The sequence below is a fragment of the Vibrio sp. PID23_8 genome (assembly GCF_003584965.1).
Classification (GTDB): Bacteria; Pseudomonadota; Gammaproteobacteria; order Enterobacterales; family Vibrionaceae; genus Vibrio.
The window spans coordinates 81,257-98,328 of record NZ_LIXE01000002.1 but is presented as its reverse complement, the minus strand read 5'-3'; the positions used below and the strand labels follow the sequence as shown (position 1 = coordinate 98,328).

Below are 17,072 nucleotides of genomic sequence, written 5' to 3'. Positions count from 1 at the left end.
TGTTATACCTCTGATTTAAGACGTTGCTTTTCCATACGTGAGCTAATCCGTTACATTCTAATTTAGTAATATAATTGGCAAGCTTTTGTCCAGTTGTGATTGAGATGACACTGCAACTAGCGTGTTAAGTGTTAGACTTAAACGATTCTTGGAGGGACGTTTATGTCTAGATATGCTGCAATTAAGGGGATTACGAAACTACGTGGATCTGACTTACGAGGTCTGAGTAAACTTGTCCATCAGCTCACCCTTGATATTACTGAGGTGACAGAAGGTGTTCACCAAGCGGTTTATACTACCTTGGGCATGCCTCATGGCACCTCGTCACGTAAGTGTTGTGGGCTAACGGGCAGCATATACAGACTGATCTATGGTACAACGAATGTAGTCGGTAGCGGGGTTGATAAGCTTTTTGCTTATAACGAAACACGGATTAAATCTATTGATAGTCGTGACGCATACGATCCCCAACGATTGGCAACCTTATCTTTTTTAAATGGGATCATAGGTGATCGCTTTGTCGCTGATGGTAATCCTCTGGCATTGCCGATGACCATTTTTTACGGCAAACAGCCACTAGATGCCACCAACGTTTCTGCTGTGGATCTCCCCACTAATAAAGTGCTACTCATGGTTCACGGTCTGTGCTCTAGTCCACTTCACTGGGAAGGACTGGCTCAACAGCAGAGTCATAGTGAAGCACTTGTATCCGCTCATGGCTATACCCCCCTCCACCTGCACTACAACAGTGGCTTGCATGTCTCACAAAATGGTCAGGCACTGGCCGTGCAGTTAGAACAAGTTGTACATCAATGGCCAGTGACAATAGAAGATTTAACCTTTATCGGGCATAGCATGGGTGGTTTAGTGATACGCAGTGCATTGTATTATGCCGAAAAGCTCGGCTTGAGTTGGCACAAGAGCGTTAAGCACGCATTCTTTTTGGGTACCCCCCATAAGGGAGCGCCACTAGAGCGTGCAGGCAACACACTTGCTGCTATGCTGGAACGTGTTCCTTACACCGTTGCATTCTCAAAGCTCACTCGGTTACGCAGTGCTGGTGTGACCGATCTTCGCTATGGTTATATCCGTGATGATGATTGGCAGTCGAGCTGTCGTTTTACTGCGCCAGTTGAGCGACCGCAAGTTATCGCATTACCGACGTATATACGAACCTATGCGGTGGGTTCAATAATTCAAAAAGCACATAACTATATCGCTGATCATTTAGTCGGAGATGGACTCGTACCTTTGACAAGTGCGTTAGGGGAGAATACCAATTCATCGCGAGCCTTACGATTTACGCAGACCGAAACTTTTCAAAATATCCACCACATGGAACTGCTTAATCATCCCCTTGTTACCAGGCAATTATTGTCTTGGCTTGATACATCGTTTGCGTGAGTTAGATTGTGTGGATCAAGAAATGAAACGAGTGAAGGTTTTATCAACCGCCCACCGATTTGGTTGACTTACCTTTATTCAATAACGAGTTTCGATGGCTTGGTGATAATTGTGAGCACCAAGGGATTCTGTCTTACTCTAACTACTAACTACCAAGCGACTTTGTCATTACGCTAACTAACGAGCTGAACGATAATTCACATTTGATCAAACTATAAAAGCGCAGAGCTTACGATAAACATATCCGCTATTAAGTCGATCAAAAATTTTTGTTCTCCGATATCTATTGTGGGAGAGTAATAAAGTCTGATACTAAAAAGGCAGCGAAGATTCGATCTCGCTGCCTTTTTGTTGTTTGCTCTTAGCGCATTTATGCTCAGAAACGAGTCAGCACCGTTCTTTACTCCGATTTGAATACACGATTTCCCAATACTTGGATTAATGGCAGGAAAAAAGAAATCCCCACGAAGGCATCCATTCACATAACCTTTCCGTATTTTCCTTCTCTACGATTCGATCACTTGAAGGACGTCTGAACTTCTCACACAGTGTGAATAGTGTTTCATCATAGATCCGCTGGTTACATGGCATATATCCAGATAGAAGCATAACTTGTATATGCTTTTTTGAGTACTATGCTTAATGGCAGCAAAGATGTAAGTGATAGGAAATAGGCGATGGTTTTGGTGTTGAAGTGTAATGCTGAAGCTTGGAAATAGATTTATGCATATCTTAACAGGGCATTAGCAAACCAAAAAACAATAGGGATTTGATTATGTCACAACACCATGGAATAAAAAGTTTGTCTGGCATAAACGCATTTTGTCACTTAAATCACCAGGGAAATGCTGGAGACCGATTTAAGCGTATGTTTAATTTGCCACCACTTTATCTGCCAGTTGATACACTTAAAGCGTTGGGGAAACAAGGAGGCCCGATGGATGGCGGTACTAATTCAAATCGTACCGCTACTGTACCAGTTGGAATGGTATTCTTTGGCCAGTTCATCGATCATGATATTACATTAGATGTAGAGACTAGCTTTGAACAAGTTGTAAACGTTGGCGAGTTGTCCAATGCTCGGACACCTACGTTAGACCTAGATTGTATTTATGGGAACGGGCCAGAGGCTAGCCCTTTCCTTTATCATGCAACAGGTGATTTTTCGGGAGTAAAACTTTTAACCGGTGCAGATGGTACTGCTTATTCTGGACAGGTTCAGGTCTTAGCTGCGGAAGATTTGCAGCGTACTTCTCATGGAACTGCAATTATTGGTGATCCACGAAATGATGAAAATCGGATTGTGTCGCAACTTCAACTCGGTATGATTCGCTTTCACAATAAAATCGTAGATGCGTTACATACGGCGCATAGTGAATGGGAAGGCTCGGAATTGTTCGAGAAGGCTCGACAGACAACAACTTGGCACTACCAGTGGAGCATTCTAAACGACTTTTTGCCTACTATGTGTGGTAACGCCGTGGTGTCGGATATACTGGGTAGGGGCAGACAGTTTTATTGTGTAGATAACGACACACCATTTATCCCTGTGGAGTTTTCAGTGGCGGCATACCGCTTTGGACACTCGATGGTTCCTCAGAAAATCCAAATTCAAAAAAATGGCTCGTCATTTGAGCTATTTGGTAAAAAGTTAGGCAGAGGTTTTAGTCCGCTAAGTGATCTTGATGCTGTGGTTGACTGGAATGAGCTTGTCAATGCTAATCCAGGACATCAGGTACAAATGGCTGAAAAGTTAGACAGTAAGTTGGCATCGGATCTTCTAAATTTGCCATTTATCACTACAGGTGAGTCGTCATTAGCCACTCGAAATTTACTACGCGGGCAAGGATTTCAGCTTCCATCCGGCGAAGTAATTGCTGCAGCTATGGGGCGAGGTAAATCTGAAATTAACCAAGTTTCTCAAAAAGCAGCGAATATTGCGGGGGGTATTGATCTTTCCAACGGTACTCCACTGTGGTTTTACTTGCTAACTGAAGCCGAATGTATTGGAAGAGAAACTTCAACGGGTAATTTTGACGGTGGGGAAGGTCTCGGGCCTGTTGGTGCTCGCATAGTTGCCGAAACAATAATTGGTCTTATGGAATTGGATTCACGTTCTTTTTTAGCCAGCAACCGAAATTGGGATCCTGAAGAGGGTGTAGGAGTAAAAACACTGGGTGAAATCCTTACTTACTAAACTACATATAGCCTTAAGGTGCTTCTCATCATTCATCTGCAGTGCAGCAACGAATGGTGTTTTCTTCTCAGAGCCACGACCACGCTTACCTCCTTTGCCTTTACCCCCCCAATAGGCATCATCAAGTTGAACAATGTTCTCAAGTGGTTGTTTATCGTCGCTTTCCTTCATTACTTGCATCAGCTTATGTTTCAGCCGCCAAGTGGCGTTGTAGGAAATGCCTAAATGGCGGGATAGCTGAAAGTCAGGGGTAATCAGGTAAGTTTATTAAATATGTTGTGTTCTATCATGAATACTTCTAAATGGCATTGACAGATCGTGGTACATTTCAGACATTACCGGAATGTTAACTAAATGTATCTGCGGAGCGTCGATGAGTAATAATCTCAATATAGTAAAAACCACATTCAGTATTTTAAGTCTCGCCGTTTTATCTGCATGTAGCGACGATGATTCTTCGGTATATCAGGCAACCATCACTTATACAGAACATGGTGTACCCCATATAGAGGCAGATAGCTATTCTGGCTTGGGGTATGGTATTGGCTACGCTCAGGCCGAAGAGAATCTGTGTACCCTTTCTGAACAATTGATGAAACTAAAATCTCAAAAGTCGCGTTATTTTGGAGTCGGTGAAAATAGCGCAAACTTTTTATCTGATGTCGGCTACCTAGCTCTTGGATTTCTAGAGCAAGCGAACTCTCTCTTTGACAAAATGGGCGCTCGAGAAAAAGCATTGCTCGAAGGCTATGCCAAAGGTTTTAACCAGTCTCTTGGCGAAAGATTCGGTCCTAGCGACTACCCTTCACCCTGTCGAAATGCAGAGTGGGTAACAACGATTACCGCTCAGGACTTACTGGCATATCAGCTTGATATAGCAGCGTTGGCCAGTTCCCGAAACTTTCTCTCTGCCATCGCGGCTGCAGCTCCACCAACAACACCTTTAATCAACAAACAACGTAATATGAGCGTTGAGTTAGACCCTAAGAAAGTATTTACTTCAGAGGGGATTGGAAGTAACGGCTGGGCGCTCGGGGAAGACAGAGTTGAAGGTGCTAACTCCGCTTTGTTGGGTAACCCACATTTTCCCTGGGATGGGGAGTTACGCTTTTACGAGCAGCATTTGACAATCCCAGAAGAAATTGATGTCACAGGTGTCGGTATGATTGGCCTACCCGCGGTAGTTATCGGGTTTAACCAACACCTAGGATGGACGCATACCGTTTCACAGTCTAAACGATTTACGCTATACCAATTACAGCTTGATCCACAAAACCCACTCCGTTATAGCTATGACGGTGAGTACAAAGACATAAAGAGTAAAACCGTCTCAGTGACCGTGAAGCAGCCTGATGGCTCTATGGTAAAAGTCCCTCACAAGGTGTATTACAGCCACTATGGACCCATTGTTAATCTTGGTTCTATCTCTCCGACATTGGGCTGGAACACTTCTAGTGCCATAACGTTTCGTGATGCCAACGCAGGCAACATCCGCATGTTGTCACAATGGTTAGAAATGGGAAAAGCGAAAAACAAAGAAGAGTTCTTTGAGGCCTTTGCTAACCATCAGGGGATTCCTTGGGTAAATACAATAATGATAACGGACGAAGGCACTGCATCCTATATCGATGGCACTCAAGTTCCTCAACTCAGCCCGACAGCTGAAGGCTATTGGGCGCAAGCGTCACAAAGCTCTCAGTTATCCCCTATTTGGCAAGATGGTTCTGGCAGTATTCTTCTACCAGGTAACAGTTCTGCCTATGAGTGGATAGATAGTGGTGATGCAGGTGCCCCTGGACTCGTTCCTTTTTCTAAAGCCCCTCAACAAACCAGAACAGACTATGAGTTTAACGCCAACAGTAGTTACTGGTTAAGTAACTTGGACTCACCATTACAAGGGTACAGCTTAATCTATGGACCGGATCAAACAATTCGCAGCCCGCGCACTCGTTATAACGCCATGCTAATCAGTGATGATTCTGGCAATGGTTTAGCCGGTTCGGATAACCGCTTCTCGTTTGACGAGCTCAAGTCTGTACTCAGTCATAATGGTTCGCTATTTGCCAGCGAGTTCCGCGATGCGTTGATAGAAAGGTGTACAGTCTATTCAAACATTCAATTCGATGGACAAGCATTTGATCTCTCACCTGCCTGTAACGCTCTAAGTGCCTGGGATGGCGCATACAACTTGCAAAGCACTGGAGCACACGTGATGCGTGAGTTTTTGTCGAGTTTCAGAGTCTCAGGACATAGAACGCTGAGTGACGAGTTATTCGACGTGCCTTTTGATCCAGCTAATCCAGCAACCACTCCTTCTGGTTTGAAACCCATAGATCCGAGTGATGTCGATAATGATCCAATTCTACAAGCGTTAGCTACAGCAGCCAAACGCCTGACCGATGCTAGAATTGCATTGGATGCGCAATTAGGCTCAATTCAGTACGTGCTTAAAGCAGAAGGTAAAACCGCGATCCCGATTACAGGAGCGAACAGCTATGAAGGCGTGTTCAATATGGCGGAGAGCAGTGTGCCTTCTCGCTCCACGTCAGAACTTGCGACTGTAGTAGTCGGTTCACGCCGTAGTGACTCGCCATTAACAGACTTGAACGAAGATGGAAATGGCACCACAGCGAGGTATCGAATCAACTATGGGGCGAGCTTTGTTATAGCGCTTGAGTTTAATGAAAGTGGGCCAAACGCCCAAATGTTCTTGAGCTATGGCCAGTCACACGATCCTGAGTCAGACTTCTTTGAAGACCAAACTCAGCTGTACAGTGCGTTAGAGTGGCGAGATGTGCTCTTCACTAAAGAAGATATTGAAGCCAATACACTTCGCAAAGTTGAGTTAAATTAATCAGTGTCATTCCACTCATAAATACAAACGCCTTTGATTCGAAATCAAAGGCGTTTTTGTTTATATATACTAGTCGTTAACTCAAGCGTATGACGGTATCACAGCGCTTTTCAATCAAGTTTGGATCATGACTTACCAGCAATAACGCAAATCCCTGTTCTTTGGCTAAATCAACCAGTAAATCTGTCACCTCTTTTGCGATAATAGGGTCGAGTCGTGATGTTTTCATCCGCAAACAAGAACACAGGATCCAATAACAAAGCTCTCAAAATGGCAAATCGCTGCAGTTCACCTCCAGAGACTCCGGTACTTTTTCGTTCAAGCAGTTAAGGCGCTAGCTTCAGTTTTTTCATCAGAGGCGAATTTCGCTCTCGATTCAACTTGTGTAGTTTCACTAAGTCTGTTCAAAAGGTAAGTGCTAAATGCGAAAAGTATCGAGAGTATTTCCAAGGACTAATTGATGATCTAAGAATTGAGCATCAATTTACGTAAGCTAAGGCTGGACAACCTCAGAATTGGTACTCATTTGCTTCAGGGATTACAGGTATAAACTATGGAGCAAACTTTTGCCAAGGCAATAAAGTGCGTACTGAGCTTTATATTGACTTTGGCAATGCTGAACAAAATGAGTCTTGCTTAAACTATTTACTAGACAGCAAAACGGAAATTGAAAATGAATTTGGTAACGAGTTATCTTGGGAGCCACTAGATGGTAAAAGAGCGACTAGAGTTGCAGTTTACTGTGATGGTTCCATTTAAGATGGCAGTGGTGCTCTTTCTGAAATAAAATCATGGCACATAAATAATTTATTAAAATTCAAGGCTTATTTTAAAAACGGCTTCGGCAACACTTGAAGTAGGAATATCTCAATATAAGAGTGGTTCGCAACGCTTGCCGTTTTCGCTTCGCTCAAAAGTATAGGCAAGCGCTGCTCACCTTAATGCGGCGATACTATCCCATACTTCAATTAATCCGTTACACCCTAATTTAAGTGATTACTCTAAGAAGGTTTTGTCTAAAAACGAGCTAGCCAACGTCAGTTCCGTGTTGTGATCACCAAGCGATTCTGTCGTACCTTAATTACCAAGCGACTTTGTCGTTCGCTTAATTACCGAGGGAATTTGGGCCTGATGAGCGTGGTACGATATTGTTCTTCACTAGAAGACACCATGAGTTAATCCAATACACGTTTCAGCCCTGATGCATAGGCTGGGAAATTTGAAATTGTATTGTGGCCTGCACCGGTAATGACAAACACCTCCGCTAGCTGATTGCCAAATTCAGCGATAAGCTGTTCGGTTCTCGCTCTCGTGATCACTCGATCCTCTTCTGCAATGAAGATATAGGTTTGAGCCGTAATATCTTTTGCCCTATCCAAAGAACGGTATTTGTCTTTGAGCATCCAAGAAACGGGGAGCATCCAATAAATATCTTTTGCGACATTTTCAATGCTATCAAATGGTGTTACCAAGATGAGCTTGTCCACTTGATGATTAGCCGCTACGTATGTGGCAACACCTGAGCCAAGGCTCCGACCTAGCAACGATATCGAATCATGTTGAGTTTTAACTGACTCAAATATCTGTACCGCATCGCTATATAAAGCCTTCTCAGTCGGTGTGCCTAAATTATTACCATAACCGCGGTAAGGGATAAGATAGATAGTATAGTCTGGGGCCAACGCCTTAAAAAATGGGATATTGGCTTCGATACTTTCTGCGTTTCCGCCGTAATAGATTAGCGCCTTAGGTTGCCCTTCATTTAGCGTCCAGCCAAAAAGTTGTATGCCATCCACAGCGAAGCTGGTATTCATTTCGCCGTAAAAATTACTGGCAAGCTGGGGAAAGTAGAGAAACTGACGCTGTAGGGCATAAAAAGCAAGAGCGAAAAGGGCGTAGAACACCACTAGAGTAACCAATATACTTTTCATTCTCGTCACCTGCCTTGGTTGAGTTTATACCTATAATAGACGAGAGCATAAATAACGATATTGATTCCCAAGGCGGCAATACCGAGTAAAACCTGCACGTCAAAGCGCAACTCAACTGGGTAAATAATCGGAATGATATAGTGCTCGACAAAGCCTCCCGGATAACCTTCATCACCCGCCGCTTGCCTTAATTGGTTTTCCAATGGCGTTAAAGGGCAGATCCAGCCTTTAAAACTGATCACCGTAACCCATAGGGCTGCGGGAATATGGATAAACAGCAAATAGCTACGCCATAGTACCAATACGCCTCCGATCAACGCGAAGATGATAAATAAAAGGTGAAGCATGACGACAAGATCTGCCAGCATTCGATAAATCATAAGTTATGCCTCCCTCCCAAGTTAAACATAGCCTACTTGAAGCAATAACTTTTATACGAAGGGGTCTTTGTCCGGCAGACTCATCAGTCGTTGAGACTCACTTATCCGTCACAGCCTGAATCTCAGATGCTTCAACAATATGATGCGAATCCAGTGGTGGACTATCCACATCACCATCGCAGTAAGCAGTACCGCGACAAAGATGGAACTGAAGCGGTACAAGATGGAGAAGAATGCATCTTTTTGTTCTGGTACTAATGACGTCGTCAGTGGCACGGATAGGGCAGACATCGCCGAGAACGCGATGGCCGATTTGGAAGATAGTTAGCTGGTGGAAGTGCTGCCAGAGTTCACGCACCCTAAGCAGCATCTGACGTGGATTTATCCTTCCAATCTGTTTTTGCCTAACAAGGTAAAGGCGCTGATTGATCTATTCAGAGAGCAGCTCCAATAGAGTGAGTGGGTTGTAACTTTGCAGAATTCGCGGATTTGATTGCGCTAGACTTCTGGTACATTCTTGTTATTCAAGAACTTAAATATTCGCGCCTCAAGTCGCTCATAGGAGATGAGAATGTTATCGAAAAATACCACCGGTCTGATTGTTGTCGACGTGCAAGGCAAACTGGCGAGCCTGATGCATGAGAGCGAAGCGCTGATAGAAAACACCACGAAGTTAGTTAAAGGAGCGAAGGCGCTTAGCCTACCGATGGTTTGGTTAGAGCAAAACCCAGATCGCTTAGGACCGACGGTTGAGCCGGTGCGTGAAGAATTGTCGCAAAATCATCTTGCTATCGCTAAATACACCTTCGATGGCTGTAAAGCACCGACATTCAAACTCGCTATCGAGAATGCCAACGTGGATACTTGGTTGATTTGTGGTATTGAAGCGCACATCTGTGTGTATCAAACCGCCTTATCGCTACGCCAAATGGGTTACCGAGTGGAGTTGGTGACGGATTGTGTTTCTTCGCGCACCGCGGCAAACAAAGCCTTAGCCTTGGCGAAACTGACCGCCAATGGGATCGGCCTGACCGGTGTAGAAATGTGTTTGTATGAAATGGTCGAAGATTGCCGAGCGCCAGAATTTAAAGACATTCTGACGCTAATTAAGTAACTCGAACGCAGATGACATTGCCGCTTTAATCAAACTCTCGCTGATACCTTGGCAACATCGACTCGTTGCCAAGTAATCCACCTTGATGAATATAGATAAGCGCCTTGTCTTGGTTCTCAGTCAGCCATGGCAGTAAACATTGCCACATGTACGGATCGTATAGCAGATCAAATTCAATATCGGTTTGTCTCTGCAGTGCTTTCCAGGTATCGTAATCACTTTGGTACAAACGCCCAAAGTGATGCTTATCGCGTACTGACAGAATCGTTGGGTGGTTGTCGGTTTCCAGCGTATTGAACTGCTCAGTGAGGTAATCGGCATCACCCACGCAAGCACACGTGACGACTTCTATCCCGTGCGGTTTTAGGTGCTTGCTCAAATACAGGGCGGTGGTGCCAGTTCCTGATGGCAATGCCACGACAAATGGTTTCTTCCCTTCAAAACGTGTCCACTCAAGAATTTCCATTGCCAATTGTTTTACACCGAGTTCAGCTATTGATGCACGACCACCCTCTGGCACAACAAGTGTTGTCTCGTCTAAGCGGCGAACTTGTTCAATGTAATCACGTGGATGAAGCTCAGAGCCGATGGCTTGCATTGAGGTTATGGTCATGCCGAGATCAAGTGCGCCACGGTAATTACCGATGGGCGTGTTTTTTAGCCAAGTCGGGATGTGCTGAACGTAGAATTCGAAGTTCCAACCTTTGATTTGTGCTAGTGCCGCCAGAGAATACATGGCATTCGATTGAGCAGACCCATAGCTAATCAAAGTTTTGATTTCACTGTTCTTCGCTTCCATTAACGCCATCAACTTACGCGCTTTGTTCCCAGAAAAGTGGGAATGCAACATGTCATCACGTTTAAGGAAAAAGGTGTGACCGTTATAGCTGTGCTGCGTTATCGGGCTTTCAGAAAGTTTCATACTGCTATTGGCGGAATCAACCACGCCACCTTGCCATTCAAGAGGGGGCGTAGTTTACCGCCATTAAATCGAGATAAAAAGTCTGTGTTTAGAGCTTGGCTTCGTTCGAGGGTTAAGCACTATCAATTAAGGTCGTTGATGATTCGATGATTTACCGTCAACGACATTCTTCGTGTTACTCGCCTTTCGAGTCTAAGCCACGTACACTACGCGCCTTATTTTATACAAGCAGAAGGCTTAGGTTTGCAGACTCTAGAACAACTAAAATCAGGGCAATTATTAGGAATTAAACAACTCAAGTTGGCCGAGGGGCTAACGGATTTTCCTATGGAGATTATAGAGCTTGCAGACACGCTGGAAGTACTAGACCTATCGGGCAATGCGCTTTCTGAACTTCCTAAAGAACTGGGTAAACTGACGAAGCTAAAAATCATCTTTGCTTCTAACAACCAATTCACACATTTGCCAGACGTGTTGGGCAAACTGCCAAATCTTGAGATGGTTGGGTTTAAAACCAATAAAATAAAAGAAGTAAGTGAAACGTCGCTGCCTGCTCAGTTGCGTTGGCTCATTTTAACTGACAACGAGATTGAAACCCTGCCGAATAGTTTGGGGGAAAGACCTCGATTACAAAAGCTGGCACTTGCGGGCAACCGCATTAAACGTTTGCCGAGTAGTATGGAAAACTTGGTGAACTTGGAGCTGATCCGTCTCTCTGCTAACCAGCTTGAATTTTTTCCTGACGTATTGACTCAGTTACCTAAGCTAGCTTGGTGTGCTTTCGCGGGGAATCCATTTTGTCAGCATCCCTCTTCGTTAGACAGTGTGCCTAAAGTCTCGACGAGCAGTTATTCACTCAATCGCGTGCTAGGGCAAGGGGCGAGTGGGGTGATCTCTCATGCCAATTGGCTAGATTCGGATTACGATTTCCCAAATGAAGTCGCCGTGAAAGTGTTCAAAGGCGAAGTGACCAGTGATGGCTTCCCTCATGATGAACTCGAAGCGTGTTTACAAGCAGGGCATCACAACAACTTGGTGAAGTCGATCGCGCAAGTAGATGATAGGAATGATCTTGCGTTGGTGATGGAGTTGATTCCTGACAGTTATTACAACTTAGGTTTGCCCCCAACGCTTGCAACCTGCACTAGGGATACGTTTCCAGAAGGCTTCTCTCTGACGATCAAGCAAATTGCATGTATCGTTGAACAGATGGTGGATGTGTTTAACCACCTGCACAACAACAAAGTGTGCCATGGCGACTTGTATGCTCACAATACATTGATCAATGAACAAGGGCAGATGATATTTGGCGATTTTGGTGCGGCGAGTATTTACGGCTACCTTTCAGAGGAGCAACAAACGGCAATCAGAACGATCGAAACTCGCGCGTTACGATTGTTCATCGATGATTTACTGTCTGTTTGTGAGAAATCGGAAGTAGGGTGTGATGAATATCAACGCCTAACTGAACTGGATATTTAGAGCGACCTCATGTAGTTATGGCAAGATCACTTCGGCAATTCTTGATGTTCCGAAGCGATTTTGCTCACGGCTTCACAGCCACCTTTGGGTGCGTCCCGATACTAAATTGCCAACCGTATCGTTGGCATCAGTCATCGACAATCATTAACCCTAAGCCATGACTATTGGAGTGGGGAATATCGGAAAGCACCTCTCCTTCATCTCGAACTGAAATTTGCTTGTCGTTCATGTGAATGTGAATCACACCGGTTGGTGTTGCCGCGATAACATTACGGACAAGGTTTCCTAAAATAATAGTCAGCACAGCATTGGTAACACGCATAGTCAGATGGCATCTATTTGTATATCGAAACCAAGATTTTTTTCATCGGCTTGAGCTTGGTTTTGCGCAATGATTTGTTTTATTTCTTGCTCAGTAATACTTCTTGTTGGTGAATCATCGGTGTTGCGCTCATAACGAACTAACCCAAGTGATGATTTATTCAACATTACGTTAGATAAATTGACCGCAGAGGTTGGATTATACGCAAGTATTACCGTATGCAGTTTGTACTGCGTTTTAAAATTTGTTTTAGATCATTGAAATGTGCAAAAATGCAAAATGTGATTTTAAATTATTAAACTTTGACAGGGTTTAAAAAATTAAACTCAGCTCAATGCTTTTTAGTGATCTTGTTCAAAACGCATGCGTGATTTCGATCAAAATTTCGGTTTTCGTTGCTGTTTTAGGCAGTTGTTGATGGTTTACATAAGTTTACTATCTATTGCTGAAACAGCTCGAAAGGAGTAGTTTTTAGCCATTGAGTTAAGAAATGTAAACCGAAATGATGAGCGTAAAACAGGTTCGATTCACCGAAGCAGACAGAGAGTGTTTAAGTCACTATTTTCGTGTGGCTGACACGATTGCCGATCTCATTGGTCCTCACTGTGAGGTGGTGATTCATTCATTTGAAAGCTTAGACAATTCAGTGGTGAAAATCGTTAATGGGCATCATACCGGGCGTGAAATCGGTTCTCCAATCACCGATTTAGGTTTGCGTATGTGGCGAGCATTCGAGAAGACGGGTGAAGTATCACCAAAGAGCTACTTCACCAACGCATCAAATGGTTCATTGTTGAAATCGACCACTTGTATTTTGGCGGGGCCAAAGCAAAAGCCGATCGGTATGCTTTGCATCAATATGAACTTGTCATTTCCTTTTCCAGAAATCGTCAAAACGCTGATGCCGCAATGCAATGTATCGCAGGTCAATGAAACGTTCAGTAATAACGCGAACGATGTGATCCAACAAGCGTTGAGCGCAGCAATCACTGAGGTGGACCAAGACGAAACGATTTCAGCCAAGGGGCGCAATAAAGCCATCATTCGCTGTTTATTTGATAATGGTGTATTCGAGCTGAAAGAGACGACCACACAAGTATCCGAGCAACTTGGGATCAGCCGTCAGGCGGTTTACAAGTTCATCCGAGAATTTAAATCAGAATAATATAATCATTTAGGAGTTATATCGTGAAACAGATCATTGCCACGCAGCAAGCACCGGCAGCTATCGGCCCTTACTCTCAAGGTACCGCTTACGGCGATATGGTGTATACCTCAGGCCAATTACCTCTTGTTCCAGAAACCATGCAATTTATTGAAGGCGGCATTAAAGAGCAGGCTCGTCAATCGCTAGAAAACTTGAAAGCGGTACTTGAAGCGAGTGGTGCGGGTCTAGACACCGTACTGAAGACCACGTGCTTCCTATCCGATATGGAGAACTTCGCCGCATTCAATGAAGTGTATACCGACGTATTCGGTACAGAGAATGCACCAGCTCGCTCTTGCGTTGAAGCTGCAAGACTACCAAAAGATGCATTGGTTGAAGTTGAAGCCATCGCCTACAAAAAATAACCGTTCTTCGGACATAATGGGTATCAATAGGAGATTCTCATGAGTATTTCATTTATTGGATTGAGCGTCCTGTTCTTTGGATTTTACGCGTTACTTGCGAACTTCAAAAAACAAAAGAAAAGCTTTAACTTCCGAGTACTAAGTGCGTTGGCTGCGGGTTTGTTGTTCGGTGGCGCTATTCAGCTTGTGTTTGGCGTTGGCAACGTTGCTACCGCAGGTTTTGCTGAACTGATTTCTGTTTTCGGTAAAGGCTACATTAAGCTTCTACAAATGATCGTTATCCCGCTTGTGTTTGTGGCGATGATCTCTTCGATCATGAACGTAGAAGGCGGCGGTGCATTATCTCGAATTGCACCAAAAATCATCGGTATTTTACTTTTCACTTGTGCTATTTCAGCTGGCGTTGGTATCGCAAGTATCTACCTATTCGGTATCGATGCCAACGCATTAGTAAGCACCATCGGATCTAACGGTGCAATAGAAGCTCGTGGTGATGCTCTGGTTGCAACGCAAGATGCAATGACCAACAGCGGTCTGTCTGGCATGGCGCTGTCTATCATCCCGACTAACATCTTCGACATGCTAACAGGCTCAGAGCGTACTTCTACGCTGTCAACAGTACTGTTCGGTATGTTCCTTGGCTACTGTATTCTACAAGTGAAAAACCGTAAGCCGGAGAAAGTACAAAGCTTCGTTGATTTCATTAATGCAGCAAAAGAAGTGGTACTTTCAATGGTACGTGAAATTCTGAAGCTAACGCCTTATGGTGTATTCGCTCTGATGACCACGTTCATGATGACTAACGATTTGTTCGCACTAGCTGAAATGGGCCGCTTCCTACTAGCAAGCTACGTCGCAATCGGTGTTATGTTCGCGATTCACTTTGTGATGGTATCGATGTTCGGTCTATCTCCAGCGAAGTTCATGAAGAAAACCTGGCCAGTGCTTGTGTTCGGTTTTGGTTCTCGCTCAAGTATGGCGGCGATTCCATTAAACGTTGAAACGCAAACTCAACGCCTAGGTGTCGACGAAGAAACGGCAAACATGTCAGCAACCTTCGGTACCAGTATCGGTCAGAACGGCTGTGCGGGTATCTACCCAGCAATGCTAGCCATCATGGCGGCACAAGTAATGGGTATGCCTGTTGACCTAGGTTTCATCCTACAACTGATTGCCGTTATCGCGATTGCTTCATTCGGTATCGCAGGTGTTGGTGGTGGCGCTACGTTCGCAGCAGTCGCGGTTCTGACCATCATGGGTCTAGACATCACCGTTGTGGCGATTCTGGTTTCTATCGAAGCATTGATCGACATGGCTCGTACGGCACTGAACATCTCTGGTTCAATGTTGTCAGGTGTTGTCACCGCTAAGAAAAATGGCTCTTTGAATACAGAGCAATACAACGCAGATGTCGCTGTAACAACAGCGAAAGAAGCGGCAGTATAATTTACAAAACTTAATTAAGAGCACCCAAGGCGGGTGCTCTTCAGTTTTTCCTGAGTTCAGGTTATTTAGGTAATAGATATGAAAGTTGTTGTCGTAGGCGGTAGCGCTGCTGGAATGAGTTTCGCGGCGAAATACAAACGGAATCAGCCATCAGATGAAGTGATTGTGCTAGACAAGCGTGATTACATTTCCTTTGGTGCATGTGGTTTGCCTTACTTTGCTGGTGGCATGTTTGATGACACTGAGCGCATGATCTCTCGCACGCCAGAGCAAGCCATTCAATCAGGTTTAGATGTACGTGTTGAAACTGAAATGGTGGCATTTAACCGCGCTGAAAAGCAGATCACGGTACGTCATCAAGGTGAAGAGGGCGTACTCGATTACGATATGCTGATCATCGCAACCGGTGCACGCCCAATCGTACCGCCGTTTGGTGAGTTCAACCCAGAGCACGTATACACGCTAACCAGCATGGAAGATGGCTTGGCAGTGAAAGCAGTGCTTAAGGACAGCAACAAACAACGTGTTTGCGTTATCGGCGGTGGCTTTATCGGGCTTGAAGTGTTTGATGCAGCGCATTTGCTTGGTAAGCACGTCACCATCATTGAACGTGAGCAGCACGTGATGAGCCGTCAATTCAGCCCTGAAATGATCGAAGTAGTAGAAGGCGCGATTCGTGAATCGGGTGCAGAGCTTAAAACCGGTTGCAGCGTATCCGCCATTCGCGACGCCGAGCAGGGTGGTTACATCGTCGAAACCGACAATGGCAATGTGGAAGCAGATGTGGTGATCATGTCACTTGGCTTTAAACCAAACACAGAAGCGTTTGAGCTACCAAAGGCAGCTAATGGCGCACTGCTCGTGGACGAGTTTGGTGCAACAGAAGACGCGAACGTTCATGCCGTGGGCGACTGTGCTGTCGTTCACCACATGGCGTTAGGCAAATCGGTATACGTTCCGCTTGCAACAACGGCAAACAAACAAGCGCGTATGATGGCAGACAAGCTATCAGGCAAAGATACTTACATGACAGGCTTCTTAGGTTCATCATGCCTGAAGGTACTGGACTACGAGCTAGCGTGCACGGGCGTATCGGAACTTCTTGCTAAAGAGCACGGCTTGGAAGTGAAGGTTTCGACCATTTCAGATAAGAACCAAACCGATTACTACCCAGGCCAAGAAGACATCAAAGTGAAGCTGGTTTACCATCCAGAAACCAATGTTCTGCTAGGTGGTGAAGTTGTTGGTAAGAAAGGCGCGGTAGGACGCATCAATGCATTAGCGGTAGCAATTACAGCGAAGATGACCACACAACAGCTCGGCTACATGGACTTTTGCTATGCACCACCATTTTCTCGCACGTGGGATGCGCTAAACGTTGCTGGTAACGTCGCGAAATAAGCCTTATTAGAAAGTTACAGACCAAACAAAAGGGCTCCAGAGGTATC

Annotated in this window: 13 protein-coding genes and 5 pseudogenes; 11 read left to right on the top strand and 7 right to left on the bottom strand. The window is 44.7% G+C overall.

From position 1 onward, the window contains the following. Nucleotides 1-162: 162 nt before the first annotated feature. Complete coding sequence (locus AK966_RS04305) at nt 163-1,404, top strand: triacylglycerol lipase (protein WP_119463598.1); 1,242 nt, start codon at nt 163-165, stop codon at nt 1,402-1,404. Between the two features lie 775 nt (nt 1,405-2,179). After that, entirely contained in the window at nt 2,180-3,601 is a 1,422-nt protein-coding gene (locus tag AK966_RS04295; protein WP_220473341.1) for a heme peroxidase family protein, read from the top strand. Nucleotides 3,602-3,619: 18 nt separating this feature from the next. On the opposite strand, the pseudogene AK966_RS04290 reads toward AK966_RS04295, so the two are convergent. Further along, nucleotides 3,620-3,862, bottom strand: a pseudogene (locus tag AK966_RS04290) (IS1595 family transposase); the annotation flags it as partial. A gap of 112 nt (nt 3,863-3,974) precedes the next feature. Between AK966_RS04290 and AK966_RS04285 the strand changes: the two are divergent. Then, nucleotides 3,975-6,455: a penicillin acylase family protein gene (locus tag AK966_RS04285; protein WP_119463595.1), complete on the top strand. Its 2,481-nt coding sequence runs from the start codon at nt 3,975-3,977 to the stop codon at nt 6,453-6,455. 76 nt (nt 6,456-6,531) lie between these two features. On the opposite strand, the gene AK966_RS20060 is transcribed toward AK966_RS04285, so the two are convergent. Next, nucleotides 6,532-6,684, bottom strand: coding sequence for a hypothetical protein (locus tag AK966_RS20060; RefSeq protein WP_259343735.1), 153 nt, complete (start codon nt 6,682-6,684; stop codon nt 6,532-6,534). 284 nt (nt 6,685-6,968) lie between these two features. Here AK966_RS20060 and AK966_RS20405 point away from each other — a divergent pair. After that, nucleotides 6,969-7,214: pseudogene (locus AK966_RS20405) on the top strand (DUF4268 domain-containing protein); the annotation flags it as partial. Nucleotides 7,215-7,630: 416 nt separating this feature from the next. Here AK966_RS20405 and AK966_RS04270 read toward each other — a convergent pair. From AK966_RS04270 to AK966_RS04260, 3 genes and pseudogenes are all read right to left on the bottom strand, one after another. Further along, nucleotides 7,631-8,386, bottom strand: coding sequence for an alpha/beta hydrolase (locus AK966_RS04270; RefSeq protein ID WP_119463593.1), 756 nt, complete (start codon nt 8,384-8,386; stop codon nt 7,631-7,633). 5 nt (nt 8,387-8,391) lie between these two features. Further along, the gene (locus AK966_RS04265; RefSeq protein WP_119463592.1) at nt 8,392-8,766 is read right to left on the bottom strand and encodes a DUF2784 domain-containing protein; all 375 of its coding nucleotides are present in this window, start codon (nt 8,764-8,766) and stop codon (nt 8,392-8,394) included. Nucleotides 8,767-8,874: 108 nt separating this feature from the next. Next, nucleotides 8,875-9,081: pseudogene (locus AK966_RS04260) on the bottom strand (MFS transporter); the annotation flags it as partial. 13 nt (nt 9,082-9,094) lie between these two features. Here AK966_RS04260 and AK966_RS04255 point away from each other — a divergent pair. Both AK966_RS04255 and AK966_RS04250 read left to right on the top strand, forming a co-directional pair. Then, nucleotides 9,095-9,220, top strand: a pseudogene (locus tag AK966_RS04255) (LysR family transcriptional regulator); the annotation flags it as partial. Nucleotides 9,221-9,337: 117 nt separating this feature from the next. Beyond that, nucleotides 9,338-9,880, top strand: coding sequence for an isochorismatase family protein (locus tag AK966_RS04250; protein ID WP_182852579.1), 543 nt, complete (start codon nt 9,338-9,340; stop codon nt 9,878-9,880). Nucleotides 9,881-9,905: 25 nt separating this feature from the next. Here the strand turns inward: AK966_RS04250 and AK966_RS04245 are convergent, their stop codons facing one another. Next, complete coding sequence (locus AK966_RS04245) at nt 9,906-10,802, bottom strand: pyridoxal-phosphate dependent enzyme (RefSeq protein ID WP_119463590.1); 897 nt, start codon at nt 10,800-10,802, stop codon at nt 9,906-9,908. Nucleotides 10,803-11,045: 243 nt separating this feature from the next. On the opposite strand from AK966_RS04245, the gene AK966_RS04240 reads away from it, so the two are divergent. Continuing rightward, complete coding sequence (locus AK966_RS04240) at nt 11,046-12,284, top strand: leucine-rich repeat-containing protein kinase family protein (protein WP_099080973.1); 1,239 nt, start codon at nt 11,046-11,048, stop codon at nt 12,282-12,284. Nucleotides 12,285-12,310: 26 nt separating this feature from the next. Here the strand turns inward: AK966_RS04240 and AK966_RS04235 are convergent. Beyond that, nucleotides 12,311-12,755 (bottom strand): annotated as a pseudogene (locus AK966_RS04235) (sensor histidine kinase); the annotation flags it as partial. Between the two features lie 353 nt (nt 12,756-13,108). Between AK966_RS04235 and AK966_RS04230 the strand changes: the two are divergent. From AK966_RS04230 to AK966_RS04215, 4 genes are all read left to right on the top strand, one after another. Continuing rightward, nucleotides 13,109-13,771, top strand: a complete 663-nt coding sequence (locus AK966_RS04230; protein WP_119463589.1) for a transcriptional regulator — start codon at nt 13,109-13,111, stop codon at nt 13,769-13,771. Nucleotides 13,772-13,794: 23 nt separating this feature from the next. Continuing rightward, the gene (locus tag AK966_RS04225) at nt 13,795-14,178 is read left to right on the top strand and encodes a RidA family protein (protein WP_099080975.1); all 384 of its coding nucleotides are present in this window, start codon (nt 13,795-13,797) and stop codon (nt 14,176-14,178) included. Nucleotides 14,179-14,217: 39 nt separating this feature from the next. Further along, on the top strand, nt 14,218-15,624 hold the full coding sequence (locus AK966_RS04220) for a cation:dicarboxylate symporter family transporter (RefSeq protein WP_119463588.1): 1,407 nt from the start codon (nt 14,218-14,220) through the stop codon (nt 15,622-15,624). A gap of 78 nt (nt 15,625-15,702) precedes the next feature. Next, nucleotides 15,703-17,025 (top strand): CoA-disulfide reductase, encoded by a 1,323-nt coding sequence (locus AK966_RS04215; RefSeq protein WP_099080977.1) that lies wholly within the window; start codon nt 15,703-15,705, stop codon nt 17,023-17,025. Nucleotides 17,026-17,072: the final 47 nt, after the last annotated feature.